This is a genomic window from Empedobacter sp. GD03739 (assembly GCF_029843245.1).
Classification (GTDB): domain Bacteria; phylum Bacteroidota; class Bacteroidia; order Flavobacteriales; family Weeksellaceae; genus Empedobacter; species Empedobacter falsenii_B.
In genome coordinates this window covers 1-16,934 of record NZ_JAOCHX010000059.1, presented here as the reverse complement: position 1 = coordinate 16,934, position 16,934 = coordinate 1, and the positions used below count along the sequence as shown (strand labels likewise).

At 31.7% G+C, this 16,934-nt stretch carries 16 protein-coding genes and 3 tRNA genes; 7 read left to right on the top strand and 12 right to left on the bottom strand.

Annotation, left to right across the window (positions count from 1 at the left end; genetic code table 11):
• Positions 1 to 136: 136 nt before the first annotated feature.
• The 3 genes from N5E64_RS14235 to N5E64_RS14225 form a co-directional block, all read right to left on the bottom strand.
• Positions 137 to 210: transfer RNA gene (locus N5E64_RS14235), tRNA-Arg, on the bottom strand.
• A gap of 27 nt (positions 211 to 237) precedes the next feature.
• Positions 238 to 312 (bottom strand) — tRNA-Pro (locus N5E64_RS14230).
• 30 nt (positions 313 to 342) lie between these two features.
• Positions 343 to 426: transfer RNA gene (locus N5E64_RS14225), tRNA-Ser, on the bottom strand.
• Between the two features lie 145 nt (positions 427 to 571).
• Between N5E64_RS14225 and N5E64_RS14220 the strand changes: the two genes are divergently transcribed.
• The 7 genes from N5E64_RS14220 to N5E64_RS14190 all read left to right on the top strand — a co-directional run bounded on the left by N5E64_RS14220 (position 572) and on the right by N5E64_RS14190 (position 6,314).
• Positions 572 to 1,486: an N-acetylmuramoyl-L-alanine amidase gene (locus tag N5E64_RS14220; protein ID WP_114999956.1), complete on the top strand. Its 915-nt coding sequence runs from the start codon at positions 572 to 574 to the stop codon at positions 1,484 to 1,486.
• A gap of 157 nt (positions 1,487 to 1,643) precedes the next feature.
• On the top strand, positions 1,644 to 2,018 hold the full coding sequence (locus N5E64_RS14215) for a VOC family protein (protein WP_038333665.1): 375 nt from the start codon (positions 1,644 to 1,646) through the stop codon (positions 2,016 to 2,018).
• A gap of 71 nt (positions 2,019 to 2,089) precedes the next feature.
• Positions 2,090 to 2,269 carry a hypothetical protein gene (locus tag N5E64_RS14210; RefSeq protein WP_125350393.1) on the top strand — a complete coding sequence of 60 codons (180 nt, stop codon included), beginning with the start codon at positions 2,090 to 2,092 and terminating at the stop codon, positions 2,267 to 2,269.
• 3 nt (positions 2,270 to 2,272) lie between these two features.
• Entirely contained in the window at positions 2,273 to 2,839 is a 567-nt protein-coding gene (locus tag N5E64_RS14205; protein WP_221855793.1) for a pentapeptide repeat-containing protein, read from the top strand.
• Between the two features lie 430 nt (positions 2,840 to 3,269).
• On the top strand, positions 3,270 to 4,502 hold the full coding sequence (locus N5E64_RS14200) for a hypothetical protein (protein WP_280038053.1): 1,233 nt from the start codon (positions 3,270 to 3,272) through the stop codon (positions 4,500 to 4,502).
• A gap of 37 nt (positions 4,503 to 4,539) precedes the next feature.
• On the top strand, positions 4,540 to 6,072 hold the full coding sequence (locus tag N5E64_RS14195) for an MFS transporter (RefSeq protein ID WP_280038052.1): 1,533 nt from the start codon (positions 4,540 to 4,542) through the stop codon (positions 6,070 to 6,072).
• Positions 6,073 to 6,086: 14 nt separating this feature from the next.
• Positions 6,087 to 6,314: a DUF6814 family protein gene (locus N5E64_RS14190; RefSeq protein ID WP_280038051.1), complete on the top strand. Its 228-nt coding sequence runs from the start codon at positions 6,087 to 6,089 to the stop codon at positions 6,312 to 6,314.
• Positions 6,315 to 6,557: 243 nt separating this feature from the next.
• Here N5E64_RS14190 and N5E64_RS14185 read toward each other — a convergent pair whose 3' ends face one another.
• From N5E64_RS14185 to N5E64_RS14145, 9 genes are all read right to left on the bottom strand, one after another.
• Positions 6,558 to 7,289 carry an MBL fold metallo-hydrolase gene (locus N5E64_RS14185; RefSeq protein WP_038333657.1) on the bottom strand — a complete coding sequence of 244 codons (732 nt, stop codon included), beginning with the start codon at positions 7,287 to 7,289 and terminating at the stop codon, positions 6,558 to 6,560.
• A 96-nt stretch (positions 7,290 to 7,385) separates the two neighbouring features.
• A complete protein-coding gene (locus N5E64_RS14180) occupies positions 7,386 to 9,548 on the bottom strand; it encodes a S46 family peptidase (RefSeq protein ID WP_038333656.1) in 2,163 nt (720 codons plus the stop codon).
• A 251-nt stretch (positions 9,549 to 9,799) separates the two neighbouring features.
• A complete protein-coding gene (locus N5E64_RS14175) occupies positions 9,800 to 11,986 on the bottom strand; it encodes a polyribonucleotide nucleotidyltransferase (protein ID WP_038333655.1) in 2,187 nt (728 codons plus the stop codon).
• Between the two features lie 140 nt (positions 11,987 to 12,126).
• Entirely contained in the window at positions 12,127 to 12,396 is a 270-nt protein-coding gene (gene rpsO / locus N5E64_RS14170; RefSeq protein WP_038333654.1) for a 30S ribosomal protein S15, read from the bottom strand.
• Between the two features lie 307 nt (positions 12,397 to 12,703).
• Positions 12,704 to 13,378 carry a mechanosensitive ion channel family protein gene (locus N5E64_RS14165; RefSeq protein WP_260392428.1) on the bottom strand — a complete coding sequence of 225 codons (675 nt, stop codon included), beginning with the start codon at positions 13,376 to 13,378 and terminating at the stop codon, positions 12,704 to 12,706.
• Positions 13,379 to 13,537: 159 nt separating this feature from the next.
• Positions 13,538 to 13,744: a hypothetical protein gene (locus tag N5E64_RS14160; RefSeq protein ID WP_114999932.1), complete on the bottom strand. Its 207-nt coding sequence runs from the start codon at positions 13,742 to 13,744 to the stop codon at positions 13,538 to 13,540.
• Between the two features lies 1 nt (position 13,745).
• Positions 13,746 to 14,312, bottom strand: coding sequence for an RNA polymerase sigma factor (locus N5E64_RS14155; protein ID WP_038333651.1), 567 nt, complete (start codon positions 14,310 to 14,312; stop codon positions 13,746 to 13,748).
• A 186-nt stretch (positions 14,313 to 14,498) separates the two neighbouring features.
• Positions 14,499 to 14,783, bottom strand: coding sequence for a rhodanese-like domain-containing protein (locus N5E64_RS14150; RefSeq protein WP_038333764.1), 285 nt, complete (start codon positions 14,781 to 14,783; stop codon positions 14,499 to 14,501).
• 52 nt (positions 14,784 to 14,835) lie between these two features.
• Positions 14,836 to 16,857, bottom strand: a complete 2,022-nt coding sequence (locus N5E64_RS14145; protein ID WP_038333649.1) for a M13 family metallopeptidase — start codon at positions 16,855 to 16,857, stop codon at positions 14,836 to 14,838.
• Positions 16,858 to 16,934: the final 77 nt, after the last annotated feature.

The following is a 16,934-nucleotide window of genomic DNA, read 5'->3' as shown; positions in this document are numbered from 1 at the left end:
TTAAAAATAAGTAAACTTTACAGAAAGCATCTCACCGAAAATAGTGATTTACAATTTTGCTTAAAATTTGATTGTATTGAAGCAGTAATAAACAAAAAACCCACACTGATAATCAGTATGGGTTTTCTTTAGATTGTGATCCAGTCAGGATTCGAACCTGAGACCTACTGCTTAGAAGGCAGTTGCTCTATCCAGCTGAGCTACTGGACCAATCCAAAATTCTATTACTAAAATTCGTCGGGGTGGCAGGATTCGAACCTGCGACCTCCTGCTCCCAAAGCAGGCGCGATGACCGGGCTACGCTACACCCCGAGTGGTGTTTTATTTCTAGCTTTAAAAAAGCGGAGAGACAGGGACTCGAACCCTGGCATCGGTTTCCCGATGACAGATTAGCAATCTGCTCCATTACCGCTCTGGCACCTCTCCTAACTTTTAAAAATAAGACTGATTAGTCTCATAAAGCGGTTGCAAATATATATTGACTTTTATTGCAAAACAAGTCTTTTTAGAAAAAAAATTAAATTATTTGGCTTAATTTTGGCTATTCAAAAGACTATTTAGAACTAAAAGAATGAATTTTAAAGGATTAGTATTTTCGGCAATTTCTTGTTTTTTTATTTTGGCTAGTTGTGCAACTAAAACAGTTCCACCAAAAACAATTACAAAAGTAATTCGTGACACAGTCATTATCAATTCAAAAACAGATCAACCGGAAATGACTCGAGCTGCAAAACTCGACAAGTACAAGGTGACAACAGATTATTATCCATCTATTTCGCAAGATGAACGTGTACGATTTTTAGTGTTACACTACACAGCAATCAACACAGAGTTATCGTTAAAAGTATTGACTCAGAAAGATGTAAGTGCACATTATTTGGTAAATGATTATGATGACAAAACAATTAATCTTTTAGTTGACGAAACAAAACGTGCATGGCATGCAGGTGTTAGTAGTTGGAAAGGATTGGATAATATAAACTTTTCTTCTATTGGTATCGAAATCGTTAATCTTGGAAACAAAGGAACGGATGCTTATCCAAATTACACGCCTTATCCAGATTATCAAATCAAAAAAGTAGGTGAATTGACACAAGATATTGTAAAACGTTATAATATTTCTCCTTTTAATGTAATTGGGCATTCTGATGTTGCGCCAGGAAGAAAACCAGATCCGGGTCCACTTTTCCCTTGGAAAAAATTATATACAGATTACGGTGTTGGTGCTTGGTACGATGATACAGACAAGTATGTATTTATGCAACAATATCCTTGGGATACAACAAGTTCCGTTTTTATCACACAAGTGCAAACTGATCTTAAGAAATATGGGTACAACGTTCCTACAAATGGAATGATAGACGCGCAAACAAAAAATGCAATTGTGGCATTTCAGATGCATTTCCGTCCAGAAAAATACGATGGAGTTGTAGATGCTGAAACTTGGGCAATCTTGAAAGCGTTGAACAAAAAATATAATCCATAAATCAGTTTTGATTTAGAGAATAAAACTCCTACTTGTTAGGAGTTTTTTTATGGGATAAACTTTCGGTCAAATAATATGAATAAATAGCATAATTATCATTTAAAATGGAATTGAGAGTTAAGAAAAATTGAAGTAATTTTATCCAAAATAATATAACATGGCTTTTAAAAGTTTGCGCCCAATTATTTGGACGAAAGATTTACAAAAAACAACAAAATTCTATAAAAAATTAGGATTTAAGATTGCTGATCAAAATGAAGATTGGATTTGGGCTTGCTTGCAAAAAGACGATGTAGAAATTATGTTGGCTTATCCAAATGAAGGAGCAGATTTTGAACGAGCAAATTTCACAGGCTCTTTTTATTTTGTTGTAGACAATGTAGACGAGTTGTGGAATCAAGTAAAAGATGATTGCGAAGTTGTATATGAAATTGAGACCTTTGAATGGGATATGCGCGAGTTTGCGATCTACGACAACAATGGTTATATCTTACAATTTGGACAAGAAATAGAAGTTACATTCGAAGATTAATTATGATCTCAAAACGATATTACAACATTATTTTAGCGATAATTATTCTTATTATTCCAATTGTTTTTTACATGATTATTAACACTATGGTTAGTATAAAATATGAAACCGACGGAGTTGACACTTGTATTTCTACTGTAACAGGAAAAAATCTTTGTTCGCAAATCGATCAACTAAAAGTTACTATTTACATTAACATGATTGTGATGATTTTCTGGTTAGCCTTAAGAAACTTGATCGTAAAAAAATAGCTTATGGATTATCATTTCGAAGAAAAATTTGAACAAATTAATTTCTCAGAAAATCAAAATATAGCTGGTGAATACGAGAATTGCGAGTTTATAAATTGTGATTTGAATGGATTAGATTTAAGCGATATCAAATTTATTCAATGTCAATTTATCGAATGTAATTTGAGTAATGTAACTTTAGAAAACACAAGCTTTCAGCAAGTTGAGTTTATGAATTGTAAAATGATAGGTTTTAATCTCGAAAATTCGAACAAATTTGGGTTAAGCATTTCATTTGAAAATTGTACGTTAAACGACTCATCTTTTTATGAATTACCGCTAAAAAAGACAAAGTTTAGCAATTGTTCTTTACAAAATGTAGAATTTTCTTTCGCAGATCTTAGTCAAGCTTATTTTATGAATTGTAATTTGGCTCACACCATTTTCTATCAGACCAATTTAAAGCAAGCCAACTTCAAAACGGCTTATAATTTCACGATAAATCCGAATGATAATCAATTGAAAGGCGCGCAGTTTTCCAAAGAAAATTGTGTTGGATTATTAGATTATCTTAGAATTACAATAAATTAAAAAAAGGTTTCGAATAAAATCGAAACCTTTTTTATGCTTTCTACTTATAATATTCTAATCAGAATAAATAATTTCAGATTATATTTTACTAAATCATAACATTTTAGAATAAATTACTTCTATATTTTATCAATTTGTCAATAATTATTTCTTGATTTAATAAATAATAAGATTATTATTGCATCTTTTTTTGATAAATTTTCTGAAATAAATCCAACTCAGATTATCAACTTAAAACTTTTCTTGACATTTTTTTAATAAATTAAAAAAATTATTAGCGTATTATTTACACTAATAAAATAAAAAAGAAATTCTTTATCAAAAAAAGCATTATTATTTTTCAATACGTTATTTTAGACAAACTTAAGTCTATTTATTAAGTCAACACAAAATCACAAATAATGTACAACTAACACCATTTATTAAAAAAATGAAAAAAATTTTTGTCCCACTTGCTCTACTATCCATTTTTGGAGCCACGGAATTGAAGGCTCAATACGCTTCTGAATATAATGGCGGTTTGGTCGTTAAGTTAAATCCGGAAGGAAGTAAATATGTCCGATTTATTCTTTGGGGACAAACTTGGTTTCAGGATTATGAAGGAAAACACGCCAATGATGGATTTTCTATCAAACGTGCGCGCGTTCTTGCTTATTCACAAATCAATGATCGATTTATGATTTTAACGCATTTTGGTGCGAATGGAATCTATGACAATAACCTTTCTCCGATGGGGAAAAGTACAGATGTATCGTTTTTCTTGCACGAAATGTTTTTACAATATAAGGTGACGAACAATTTAGCAATTGGTGCAGGAGTTCACAATTTTGGTGGAATTTCTCGTGGAAATGGGCAAGGTTCTATCAATATGTTGACGCTAGACAATAACAGAGCAGACTGGTCAACACTTGGTTTGTCTGATCAATTTTCAAATCATTTGGGAATGTTTGCTAAAGGGCGAATTGGAAAACTAAATTATCGTTTAGCATTAAGTGATGCTATTACGAATACTTTGGACGGAAACTCTTCGACAGTTTTACAAAACGGACAAGAAAAATATTTGGGAAAAGCGATACTTGGAGAAGGTAAATATGCAGTTTCAGGTTATTTTGATTATCAATTCTTAGATCAAGAATCGAATGCTTTACCTTATCGCGTTGGAACCTATTTAGGAACTAAAAAAGTATTCAATATTGGAGCAGGATTTTTCAATCAGAGTAATGCAATTGTCAAAAAAGAAAATGATAATTTGATTGGAGAAAATGTGACTCATCTTGCTGTTGATGCTTTTTATGATGCGCCAATCGGAAAATCTTCTTCGATAACAGCTTATGCGAAATATCAAAATTCGGACATGGGCGAAAATTATGTACAAGGTAATGTTGTAGGAGATGGAAATCAGTTTTCTGGACATGTTGGGTATTTATTACCTAAAAACATCAAAGAAGGCGAAGGAAAATTCCGCAATAGAATTCAGCCGTATGTTGGGTATTCTTACAGAGATTTCAAAGGTTTAGTGAAACCTGCAAACGAATTAAAATTAGGTGGAAACTGGTACATTGATGGTCAGAATGCTAAAATTTCTGTAGAATATCAAAAATCTTTCGATCAACCAAAACACATGGACGACATGATAACAATACAAGCAATGATATTATTATAAAAAAACACACAAGAATTAACACAAAAACACATTATTTATGAGCGAAACTGCTAACAAAAAAACAATCTGGAAAGTGATTGGTGCTTCCTCGATGGGAACGCTAATTGAATGGTATGACTTCTTTATTTTTGGAAGTTTAGCTGTTGTAATTTCTACTAAATTTTTCCCTGCTGACAATCCTACAGCTGCCTTTTTATCAACATTAGCAACATTTGCTGCTGGATTTGTTGTACGTCCATTTGGCGCGTTATTCTTTGGTCGATTAGGAGATATTATTGGTCGTAAATATACATTTATGGCAACTTTAGTATTAATGGGAGGAGCAACTTTTTTAATAGGATGTATTCCATCTTACGAATCAATTGGTTTTATCGCACCTTTATTAGTATTAATCTTACGTTTATTACAAGGTTTAGCACTTGGAGGCGAATATGGAGGTGCTGCAACATACGTAGCAGAACACGCACCAGACGGAGAAAGAGGATATTGGACTTCTTGGATACAAACCACTGCAACAGTTGGTTTATTTGTTTCGTTATTGGTTATTTTATTAACGAAAACATTATTATCAGAAGAGCAGTTTGACCTTTGGGGATGGCGAGTTCCATTTATCTTATCAATCTTAATGGTTTACGTTTCATATTTGATTCGTAAAAATATGGACGAATCGCCAGCTTTCAAAAAAGCAAAAGATGAAGGAACAACTTCTAAAAATCCTTTGAAAGAATCTTTCGGGAATCGTTACAATATGAAATTCGTTTTATTAGCACTTTTTGGAGCTGTGATGGGACAAGGAGTTGTGTGGTATACAGGTCAGTTTTACTCGATGAGTTACATGAAAACGGTGATGAATGTAGAATCTGATCAAGTAGATTCTTTGTTAGGAATTGCTTTATTATTTGGTACACCTTTCTTTGTGTTCTTTGGATGGCTGAGTGATAAAGTTGGTCGAAAATGGGTGATGTTAATCGGAATGATTGTCGCTGTATTCTCGTATCGACCAATTTACGAATCAATGTATCAAACAACAAATCTTGAAAATAAAGAAGTAATTGCAGCACAAACAATTGAAAAAGCTGAAATCAAAAATGTTGACGAAAAATCTGATTCTATTTATACAATTCAAAAATCATTTACAGATGGCACGACTTATAAACAAGTTACAACGCTTCATTTAGAAAATGGTCATGCAAAAGTTGTAGATGGAAAAGTAAGTGAAATTGTTAAAAAATCGACACATATTAATAGTGGTGATAAATGGAAATTAGTTGGATTAATTTGGATTCAAATTATTTTTATCACAATGGTTTATGGTCCAATTGCTGCGTTCTTAGTAGAAATGTTCCCTGTTAAAATTAGATATACATCAATGTCTTTACCTTATCACGTAGGAAACGGAATTTTTGGAGGTCTTTTACCTGCTGTTTCTACTTATTTGGTAACAAATGCCAAAAACAATGGAGATCCGCAGTTTTACTTAGAAGGTCTTTGGTATCCTATCGGAATTGCGGCTGTTTGTTTTATCATCGGAGCAATTTATATCAGTAATAAAGACAGAAATGTTAACTAAAAAACTAATTAGAAATGGAAACAATTAAAAAAATATTAGGAATCGTTTGGATCGCATTATCACTTGTTGTAGCCTACTTTTGTATCATGGAATTTGGAATTCCAAAATTATCATCAGGCTCTCAAGATGATTTAGTATTCGGAATTATTATTCTATTTGTCCTTACACCAATTATCGTTATCGGAATGGCTCTTTTTGGCTATTATGCTTTACTCGGTGAATACAGTGATGAAAAAATGTAAAAAAACTATACAAGAAATCCTCAACACATGTTGGGGATTTTTTTGTATAAATGTATTTTCAATAAACCTTTTTATTAAATCCATAAAAAACAAATCATAAAACGTTAATATCTTTTTAAGAATTTTAGCATAGTTTATGTCAATTAATTTTAAAATCAACAAAGGTACTCGAAGTTAAACTGAAATATAATTCAAATACAAAAGGCTTTGCAAATGCAAAGCTTTTCATTTATAATATAATTTCTAAAATTGTTTTATATCTGTTCTTTTTCCGTGATAGAAAAGTATTTTCCAGTGTTCTGTTTTCGCATCAACTTCCCAACGCAAACGATCTTCCATCGCTTTTACACCATCTACATCATTCTTGAAAGCAGCATGATATTTAAAATAATTTAATTGAGGTAGATTGTCAGCTCCATAAAATACAATTTCATCATTTTCTTTGATCCAAAAAACTTGTTGAAACGGAACGTGTCCTCCTGTTACTTCGAATTTGATATTATCCGTTATATTTCCACTATCATCATTCATCCATACAATATTTTTGAATGATTTCAACTTTTCTAAACGATCATAGTTATAAGAATTATTTGTTTGAACAACCGCATAATCATACTCGCGTTGTTGAATATAAATTTTTGCTTCAGGAAAGTTACATACAAACTGATCCCCTACCCAATTTCCAATTCCGTTGATATGATCTTTATGTAAATGCGAAATCAATACTTTCGTAATTTGATTTGGATTAATATTATATTCGCGTAATTTTTTTAGAATGATAGGTTCACAATCTACTTCAGTTCCGAAACCACAATCAATCAAAATATTTTCATCTCCAATTTGTATCAAAAATGGACGAACAATAAGATTATATCCGTCAGCGGGATTTTTAACATCAATATTATCACCTAAATAATGAAACTCTTTTTTTGCATCAACATGAAAAACACCTTCTAAAAGAGGAATAACTTTCATTTACTTTTATTTTTTACAAAGGTAATTCGTTTAGATTCTCTCTACAAAAAAAGGCTTCCAAAATAGGAAGCCTTAAAAATTATTATGATTCAAATCTTATTTTACAATTGTCATTTCATCAACGATGTGTTTTGCTCCAGCAAATTTATCAACAACCCATAAAACATAACGAATATCTACAGAAATCGTACGTTGTAATTTAGGATCAAAGATAACGTCACCAGCCATTGCTTCAATGTTTCCGTCGAATGCAATACCGATTAATTCACCTTTACCATTCATTACCGGAGAACCAGAGTTACCTCCTGTAATATCATTGTTTGATAAGAAATTTACGTGTAAATATCCATCTTTATCTCCATATTGTCCATAATCTTTTGCTTTCGCTAAATCTAATAAACGTTGTGGATTTTCGAATTCTTCGTCACCTGCAATGTGTTTTGCAACTGTACCTTCTAATGTTGTGAAATAGTTAGAAGCAACATCTGGTTGACGTTTTGGATTTGTACTTTTTGGTAAATTTTGAATAGAACCGTAAGTTAAACGTAACGTAGAATTTGCGTCTGGATATAAGATATTTCCAATTTTAGACTCACGTAAACCTTTTACCAATAAACGGAAGTTTTTAGAATAAACATCATTCAATTTTGCTTGTTCATCTGTTTGCTTAGAAGCTCTTTCTACCAACGCATTTGACAAAACATATAAAGGATCTTTTTTCAAGACTTCTACATCTGGAGAAATTAAGAAATTCTCAACTTGTTTTTGATCAGCGAAGAAACTTCTTTCAACAGCATCATTTACATAAGCTGTAAAGTTCTTGTTATTTTGCTTCGCTAAATCAGCAACATAAGGCGCTAAACCAGCTTCGCTCGCTTTAGAAGCATAAAGATTTAATTGAGCAGCCAATAAATCTTTTTCTAAAGGTAAATACATTTTTTCGTAATATGCATTGATTGCATTCTGAATTTTCGGACGCATTTCATCACGTTTTGCATCATTCGCTGCTGCATAGTTTTCTAATGCTTTTCCAATAGAATATGGCGCACTTGCTAAAGTTGAGTAACGCAATAAAATGTTGATGTAATTGTTATGACGAGCATCTAAATTTGTTTTCGCATAATAATTATTCAAATTCGAAACAACATCACCATATTCGGCTTTGTTTGCTCCTTTTTGAGCCCATTTATTGAATTTTTCTTCTTCTTTTGTTTTCTTCGCAACAGTTCCGTGAAGTTTTAAAGCTTCGATCATTCCATCACGATTTTTCCAATAGTTCGCAACTCCAGCATATTTAGAAGCATAATCAATATTTACTTTTTGATTTTGCTCCATATATTTTTTCATTTGATCCATTGTCACTTTAGAAGCTTCAACCCATGCAGGATAAGCGTACTCTACATTTTGAGCAACACCTTGCGCTGGCATCCAACGATTTGTACGACCTGGATAACCTAAAATCATAGCGAAATCATTTGGTTGATATCCTTTTAAAGAAACTGGTAAATGATGTTTTGGTTGCAACGGAACATTGCTTGTAGAATAAGCTGCAGGATTTCCATCTTTGTCACCATATACGCGGAACATAGAGAAATCTCCTGTGTGACGTGGCCATTCCCAGTTATCTGTATCTCCACCATATTTTCCAATAGAACTTGGAGGTGTTCCTACTAAACGTACATCTTCATAGTCTTGGTAAACAAAATAGTAATATTCATTTCCTTGGAAGAATGAACGAACAGAAACAACATATTTTCCGTTTTCGCTGTTTTCTTTTTCGATTTTTGCAATCTCTTGGTTAATCGCTTTTTCACGATCTAACTCAGACATTTTATCATTTACAACACCTAAAATACGTTTAGAAACATCATCCATGCGAACGAAGAAACGTACTTTCAAGCTTTTTGGTTTTAACTCAGCAGCTTTGTCTTTTGCCCAAAAACCATCTTTTAAGTAATCATGTTCTGGAGCAGATAATTCAGCAATAGCACCATAACCACAGTGGTGATTTGTCAAAACTAAACCTTGTCCAGAAACCATTTCAGCAGTACATCCACCACCAAATTGTACAATAGCATCTTTTAAAGAGTTATTGTTGATACTATAAATTTCTTCTGAAGTTAATTGTAAACCTTGTTTTTGCATATCACGGTGATTCAGACGTTCGATGAACATCAAAAACCACATTCCTTCGTCAGCTTTCACTTTAAAAGGAAAAAGCATAACCACTAAAAGCGTGGATAATAAAAATTTTTTCATTAGTTGTTTGTCTTCAATTTTACGATTTGCTAAAATAATTGATTATCTGAAGTTCTCCTAATCTTTAAGTATTTAATAAAGTTTTACTGAGGTTTTATTGTTAAAAAAAGATTATTTTTATTTAATTAACACAAAATTTGAATCGTGAAAGTAAAAATTAAAATCATTAATCTACTTTAGGTTATGATTGGTTTTATAGAACAAAAAAATCCGAGAAAATCTCGGACTTTTTACTTTATATCAAAACTTAATTAAGCTTCTTTATTATCTTGAGGTTTATCCTCTTTTTTCTCTGCTGATTTAGCAGGTTTTTCTGTTCTCTCTGGTTTTGGCAACAAAGCTTTACGAGATAATTTCATTTTCTTTTTATCATCGTAACCTAAGAATTTAACATCAATTTTATCACCGATGTTTACAGAATCTTCAACTTTTTCAAGACGTCTGTGCTCTAATTCAGAAATGTGAACTAAACCTTCAACTCCTTTTGCAATCTCTACAAACGCTCCAAATGGTTTGATAGATTTTACAACTGAATGATATGTTTCACCAACTTCTGGAACGAAAGCAATTTGTTTGATTCTTTCTACAACACGATCGATGTTTTCTTGAATCACACCATTGATTTCTACACGTCCTGTTGTATCTAACTCAGTAATTGCAATAACTGTTTCAGTTTCTTTTTGCATTTCTTGAATTACTTTTCCTCCAGGTCCGATTACTGCTCCAATGAATTCTTTAGGAATTTCAATTACAACAACTTTTGGTGCATTTGGTTTCAATTGTGGACGAGGTGCTGGTAAAGTTTCTAATAATTTACCTAAAATGTGCTCACGACCTTCTTTTGCTTGTAACAAAGCTGTTTCCATGATTTCCATAGATAAACCTTGTACTTTAATATCCATTTGACAAGCTGTGATACCGTCTGCAGTTCCTGTTACTTTAAAGTCCATATCTCCTAAGTGATCTTCATCTCCTAAGATATCAGACAATACTGTAAATTTCCCTGATTTAGTATCTGTGATTAACCCCATTGCAATACCTGAAACTGGTTTCTTCATTTGTAAACCAGAGTCCATAATTGCTAATGTTCCTGCACAAACTGTTGCCATAGAAGAAGAACCGTTAGATTCTAATACTTCAGAAACAATACGAACTGTATAAGGACAATCGTCAGGTAACATTTGCGCTAAAGCACGTTGTGCTAAGTTTCCGTGACCAACTTCACGACGAGAAGTTCCTCTTAATGGACGAGCTTCACCTGTTGAGAATGGAGGGAAATTATAGTGTAAAAAGAATTTTTCGTCGAAGTTTGTTACAACTCCATCAACCATATTAGCATCTTTAGAAGAACCTAAAGTTACTGTAGCTAATGCTTGAGTTTCCCCACGTGTGAAGATTGCAGAACCATGAGTTGATGGTAAATAATCAACTTCTGTCCAAATTGGACGAATCGTTTTTGGATCACGTCCATCTAAACGAATTCCTTCGTTTAAGATTAATTGACGTACAGCTTCTTTTTGTACATCGTGGAAGTAAATGTGAGCAAAAGGAGTTACACGAGCTAACTCTTCTTCATCTCCTTCGTATTGAGCTAAGAAATCTGCTTCAACTTGAGCAAATTTATCACCTCTTTCGTGTTTATCAGATGGGTGTTTAGCGATATCATAAAATTTATCATATCCATAAGCCCATACTTTTTCGCGAATTTCTTCGTCGTGTGTTTCGTGGCTATATTCACGTTTTGGTAAAGATTTACCTACTTTCGCTGCTAAACTTTCTTGTGCTTCAATTTGTTTTTTAATCTCAGCATGAGCAAATTCAATTGCGTCTAACATTTCACGTTCAGAAATTTCGCTCATCTCCCCTTCTACCATTACAACAGAATCTTTAGAAGCACCAACCATAATGTCGATATCTGCTTGGTCTAATTGTTCTTTTGAAGGATTAATCATTAACTCACCATTCAAACGAATAACGCGAGCTTCTGAAATTAATGTGAAAGGAATATCTGTAATTGCAATGGCTGCTGATGCAGCTAAACCAGCTAAAGCTTCTGGCATTACATTTTTGTCGTAAGAAATAAGTGAGATCATGACCTGAACCTCAGCATGAAAGTCTTCTGGAAACATTGGGCGTAAAACACGGTCTACAAGACGCATTGTTAATACTTCATCATCTGATGGTTTTGCTTCTCTTCTGAAGAAATTCCCTGGGATGCGTCCTGCAGCGTAAAATTTTTCTCTATAATCTACTGTTAAAGGTAAAAAATCTACACCTGGATTTGCTTCTTTGTTTGCTACAACTGTAGCTAATAACATGGTGTCGCCCATGCGTACAACCACAGATCCGTCAGCTTGTTTTGCTAATTTCCCTGTTTCGATTGTAATTTCTCTTCCGTCTGAAAGAGTAATTTTTTCTGTGATCGCCTGTGGAATCATTCGTCTTCTTAGTATTTAATTCGTCTAAAGTTAAAGCCGTTTGCTTTAACCGCATTATATAAAGATATATATCTTATTTTAATTTATAACAAAAAAAAAGGCAATTTCTACGTAATTGCCCTTTTACATTGTGTTTAAAATTACTTACGTAATCCTAATTCAGCGATAATCGCACGGTATCTTGTGATATCTTTTTTCTTTAAGTAGTTTAATAACGCTTTACGCTTACCAACTAACATAACTAATGATCTTTCTGTATTAAAATCTTTGTGATTTTTTTTCAAGTGACCAGTTAAGTGGTTAATTCTGTAAGTGAATAATGCGATTTGCCCTTCTGCAGATCCTGTATCTGTTGCAGATTTACCATGCTTTGCGAATAATTCGCTTTTTACTTCTGATGTTAAGTACATGCCAATATTATTTAATAATTATTATGTAATGAGGTGCAAATGTACAACTATTATATGAAATAATAAACTTTGTACAAAAATAAAAGTGACCGATTGGTTAATTCGGTCACTTTTTAAAAATTTGGTTTAGTTTGATTTAGATAGATAATAGAAAGTGATATTTTAATTTTCTACTAAATCGGATAAGTTTGTTAGTTGTAAAAGACTTGCTTTCACGATTTTTGGTTGGTAGGTTAAAAGTCGGCTTGTTTCAATAATTAATCATAGGTTAGTTAATAATTATTAAAATAGGTTTAGGTAGGTAAGATTAATCTTCTATAATTCGTATTTTTTTATTTGTTATTATTTTAATCGGATAAACTACTTTTTCGTCCGCAGTTTGTATTGTCATACATATATTGTTAATAGCAATTATCACGCCTTGTACATCATCTTCGATGATAATTCTTTGTCCAATTTCAAAATTTCTATTGGTATAAAAGGACAATAATAATCTGTAAATAACGTCTTTTGATCCTAATCCAAACGCGATGGCTAATGTCAAGAACACCGATCCTAAGATTAAGGATAAATTATTCGTAATTAAATCTGTATTAACTCCAGCTTGATTTAATGAAGTAATAATTGTAAATATCAAAATGATATAAAAAATGATATTACTAATAATATTTGCTCCGTTTAAATCAATTGATTTAATCAAACTTCTCAAAAAAGTTTTGATATAGTTAGCTAAATAAAATCCTCCTGCAAATATCAATACTGCACTAAAAAATTGTGGAAGATAATCTACAATTCGTCCTATTTGGTTAGAAACAACTGTTAAACCAAAAATATCTGAGCCAATAATAATGATCAATAAGATGATAAACAATCTTACAAATTGTAATATAATTTTAGATGGATCGACTTCTATTGACGAATTTTTTAATGCTTCGTTATTATTTAATGCTTTTTTTAGATTATCTATTTTAGATAATTTCAATATGTACTTGGTCAATATCAGAATCAACTTTAGCAAGATATACGACAGGATAATGAATATGATACCTCCTACAACTTTAGGAAAAATAAGTACCATTTCTTGATATAAGCTTTCTAACAAGCTAAAATTTAAACCTATATTCATATAATCTATTTATAGTTAACCTTCTTTATCTTTTTTGTTCGGTTTGTTAATTGATTTTTTTCCGATTCCGAAAAAATTTCCAATTGTACTTGGATATTTTACTGAAACCAAATCGGCTACTTCCAACGATAATTTTATTAAAGCAACATCATCCATAACTTTTTGCTTTATTGTTTCTGGAAGCTTTTCATTGGCTAGCATAGTCTTAAAAGGGTTTTCCATTTTACAAAGCGTTATAAATTTTTAGTAAACGATTTTTTGCTCGATTCAATCTCATCTTAGTTGCACTTTCACCAATCTCTAAAGTTTCTGAAATTTCTTTGATTGAAAATTCATCTTGATATTTCATGAGTAATATAGATTTCTCTTCGACATCCAACTCCTTTAGGGACTGCGTTAGTTTTTCGATTTTTAATTCAAAAATTTCTTTGTCATCAATAATTTCATCATTATAGTTATCAACCAAATCATCCGTTACCGAATAATTTTTTCTTTCTTCTTTTATCTTTCGTTGCACATGATTGACACAAAAATTATATGTAAAAGAATATAACCAAGTAGAGAATTTAGATTTTGATTGATATGTTTTCAGTTTTACAAACAACTTTACAAATATATCGTGCGTCATATCTTGTGCCTCAGCTTGATCCTCTACAAAACTCAAACATTTATTATATACCGTATGTGCATACCTATCATACAATATACCGAACAAATGCTGATTTTTTGTTTCGACAATCTTATACACCAAAATGTCATCTGCAATATTTTCTATAGAATCTTTTGACATTTTAACTGCTTACATTTAATATGACACACCTATTCTTATTTGGTCACTCATTTTTTTAGCTTTTTTTATCAAAAAAAATTAAATAATTTTAATTTAATCGAATATCTATTTAAAATACAATAATATACAAAAAAAACCGACAAATAAAAATTTATCGGTTTTTTATGAATAATAATTAATTACGAATTATTTCTCCAAAACATCTAAGACATCTTGAAAACCTCCTCCATTAAAAATTTCGTCTACACCTTGCGCTTGCAAATATTGTGCAGCTTGACCTGAACGGTTACCGCTTCTACAAAAAACTACTATAGGTCTTGACATTGCTTTAAATTCCTCTACTCTTGTAGGAACTTCTCCTAATGGAATATTGATTGCATTTGGAACAAATCCATCTGTATCCAATTCAAAAGGCTCACGAACATCCACTAATGTTACATTAGCATTGTTTATTGCTTCAACTGTTGTCATTTTAATAATTCTATTTCTATTTTTTATCCAATCAATAATTTTGCCAAGCATCTTACCAAATTCTAATACGGTCTTTTGGTGCTTTGTACAATTTATCTCCTGGTTTTGTTTTAAACGCATCGTGGAACGCATCAATATTAACGATTGGTCCAAAAGAACGGTAATATCCAGGAGAATGTGGATCTGTTTTCACTTGATTTACTAAAGCTTCGTCAGTCGCTTTTGTTCTCCAAATAGTTGCCCAAGATAAGAAGAAACGTTGTTGCGGAGTATATCCATCTATGTTTCCGTAAGTTCCTTTATCTTTTAAATACATTTGCAAAGCATCAAAAGCAACAGAAGCTCCTCCTAAATCTCCAATATTTTCTCCAGATGTAAAAATTCCATTTACATGTGTTCCTGCTACTGGTTCGTAAGCATCATATTGTCTTGCTAAAGCACCTGTTGCTGCTTTAAATTTTTCTTCATCTTGAGGTGTCCACCAGTTCACTAAATTTCCATCTCCGTCAAATTTAGCTCCCGAATCATCAAATCCATGAGAAATTTCGTGACCAATAACTGCTCCAATTCCTCCAAAGTTTACAGCTGCATCTGCTCTATAATCATAGAATGGTGCTTGTAAAATTGCTGCTGGGAATACAATTTCGTTATTTGTTGGATTAAAATAAGCATTAACTGTTTGTGGAGACATTCCCCAACGTGTTTTATCTACTGGTTTTCCAAAATCTTTCAAATTATCTTGGAATCTCCATTGACTGTAAGCTAAATTATTTTCAATTAAAGATCCTCCATTTTTAATTGATTTAACTTTAAATCCTGAATAATCTTTCCATTTATCAGGGTAACCAATTTTAACCGTAAATTTATTTAACTTTTCAATTGCTTTTACTTTTGTATCCTTTGACATCCACTCTAAATTATTGATGTGCATATCAAACGATTTAAATAAATAACTAATCAATTCTTGCGCTTTTGCTTTTGCCTCTGGTGGAAAATTATCTTTCACATAAATTTGTCCTAATAACTCACCAACTGTTCCATTTACATAAGCCAAACCTCTTTTATCTAAAGCTCTTTGTTCTTTTTGACCAGATAATTTTTTACCATAGAAGTCAAAATTAATTTTTTCTAATTCAGTTGTAGAAGAATTAGAAAAAGAATCAATCAATTTGAATTTCAAATAATCTTTGATGATTGGTAAATTCTCTTGATTTATGATTTTATCTAAATTTTTGTAATAATCTAATTCACGGATGATTACTTTATCAGGATTAATTCCGAAAGACTTTACAAACTTCACAACATCAACATTCTTAGAAAAAGCTCCTGCTTCCGATAATGTTACTAAATTATAAGATTTATTTGGATCACGGCTTTCTTCAACAGTTTTGATATATTTTGCTATCATTTTCTCGAAAGCAACAATTTTTGGCCCTTTTAAATCACGAGTTTTAGATCCTGTAAAAGGAAAAACTTGATCGATATATTGATTTAAATTAGCTAAAGTTTCAGTGTTTTTAGCATCTTCTTTTTGGTAATATGTTTTACCTAAAGTTAATCCAACACTTCCTAAATAAACAGCATTTTGCGTACTATTTTTCATATCAGTATAAACAGATACACCATAAAATGGATTCTCACCAATTGGAGTAACCTCTGTTAAATACGCTTGTAAATCTGTCAAATTTTTGATTGCATCAATTTGCTTAAAGTATTTCTGAATTGGAGCAATTCCTGTTTTATTTCTAGCTTCCATGTTTGTATAAGCCGAATATAAATCAGAAATTTTTTGTTCATTAGAATCTTGAGCATATTTATTATTCAATAAATCTTTTACCAATTTCAACGATACTTTATCTGTATTCTCTCTCAACTCATCGAAACTTCCCCATCTTGCTCTATCAGAAGGAATTTCTGTAATTTTCATCCAATTACCATTTACATAATTATATAAATCATCTTGAGGACGAACAGACTTATCCATATAATTTGGATTAAAAGCCTGATATGATTCTTGCGCAATTGCCAAAACAGAAGTACATGCAAATGCAGCAACAAATAGTTGTTTTTTCATATTTCTACTAAGTATTTTTGATATGATATGTCGAAATTAATACGACGTTTGTTACAAATTTACTAAATAAAGTATTA

Excerpts from the sequence above, each read along its gene's own strand:
- N5E64_RS14195 (WP_280038052.1), top strand. The coding sequence starts at position 4,540 with ATGAGCGAAACTGCTAACAAAAAAACAATCTGGAAAGTGATTGGTGCT.
- N5E64_RS14155 (WP_038333651.1), bottom strand. The coding sequence starts at position 14,312 with ATGTCAAAAGATTCTATAGAAAATATTGCAGATGACATTTTGGTGTAT.
- N5E64_RS14160 (WP_114999932.1), bottom strand. The coding sequence starts at position 13,744 with ATGGAAAACCCTTTTAAGACTATGCTAGCCAATGAAAAGCTTCCAGAA.
- N5E64_RS14200 (WP_280038053.1), top strand. The coding sequence starts at position 3,270 with ATGAAAAAAATTTTTGTCCCACTTGCTCTACTATCCATTTTTGGAGCC.
- N5E64_RS14150 (WP_038333764.1), bottom strand. The coding sequence starts at position 14,783 with ATGACAACAGTTGAAGCAATAAACAATGCTAATGTAACATTAGTGGAT.
- N5E64_RS14220 (WP_114999956.1), top strand. The coding sequence starts at position 572 with ATGAATTTTAAAGGATTAGTATTTTCGGCAATTTCTTGTTTTTTTATT.
- N5E64_RS14145 (WP_038333649.1), bottom strand. The coding sequence starts at position 16,857 with ATGAAAAAACAACTATTTGTTGCTGCATTTGCATGTACTTCTGTTTTG.
- N5E64_RS14180 (WP_038333656.1), bottom strand. The coding sequence starts at position 9,548 with ATGAAAAAATTTTTATTATCCACGCTTTTAGTGGTTATGCTTTTTCCT.
- N5E64_RS14210 (WP_125350393.1), top strand. The coding sequence starts at position 2,090 with ATGATTATTAACACTATGGTTAGTATAAAATATGAAACCGACGGAGTT.
- N5E64_RS14215 (WP_038333665.1), top strand. The coding sequence starts at position 1,644 with ATGGCTTTTAAAAGTTTGCGCCCAATTATTTGGACGAAAGATTTACAA.
- N5E64_RS14205 (WP_221855793.1), top strand. The coding sequence starts at position 2,273 with ATGGATTATCATTTCGAAGAAAAATTTGAACAAATTAATTTCTCAGAA.
- N5E64_RS14185 (WP_038333657.1), bottom strand. The coding sequence starts at position 7,289 with ATGAAAGTTATTCCTCTTTTAGAAGGTGTTTTTCATGTTGATGCAAAA.
- N5E64_RS14190 (WP_280038051.1), top strand. The coding sequence starts at position 6,087 with ATGGAAACAATTAAAAAAATATTAGGAATCGTTTGGATCGCATTATCA.
- rpsO (WP_038333654.1), bottom strand. The coding sequence starts at position 12,396 with ATGTACTTAACATCAGAAGTAAAAAGCGAATTATTCGCAAAGCATGGT.
- N5E64_RS14175 (WP_038333655.1), bottom strand. The coding sequence starts at position 11,986 with ATGATTCCACAGGCGATCACAGAAAAAATTACTCTTTCAGACGGAAGA.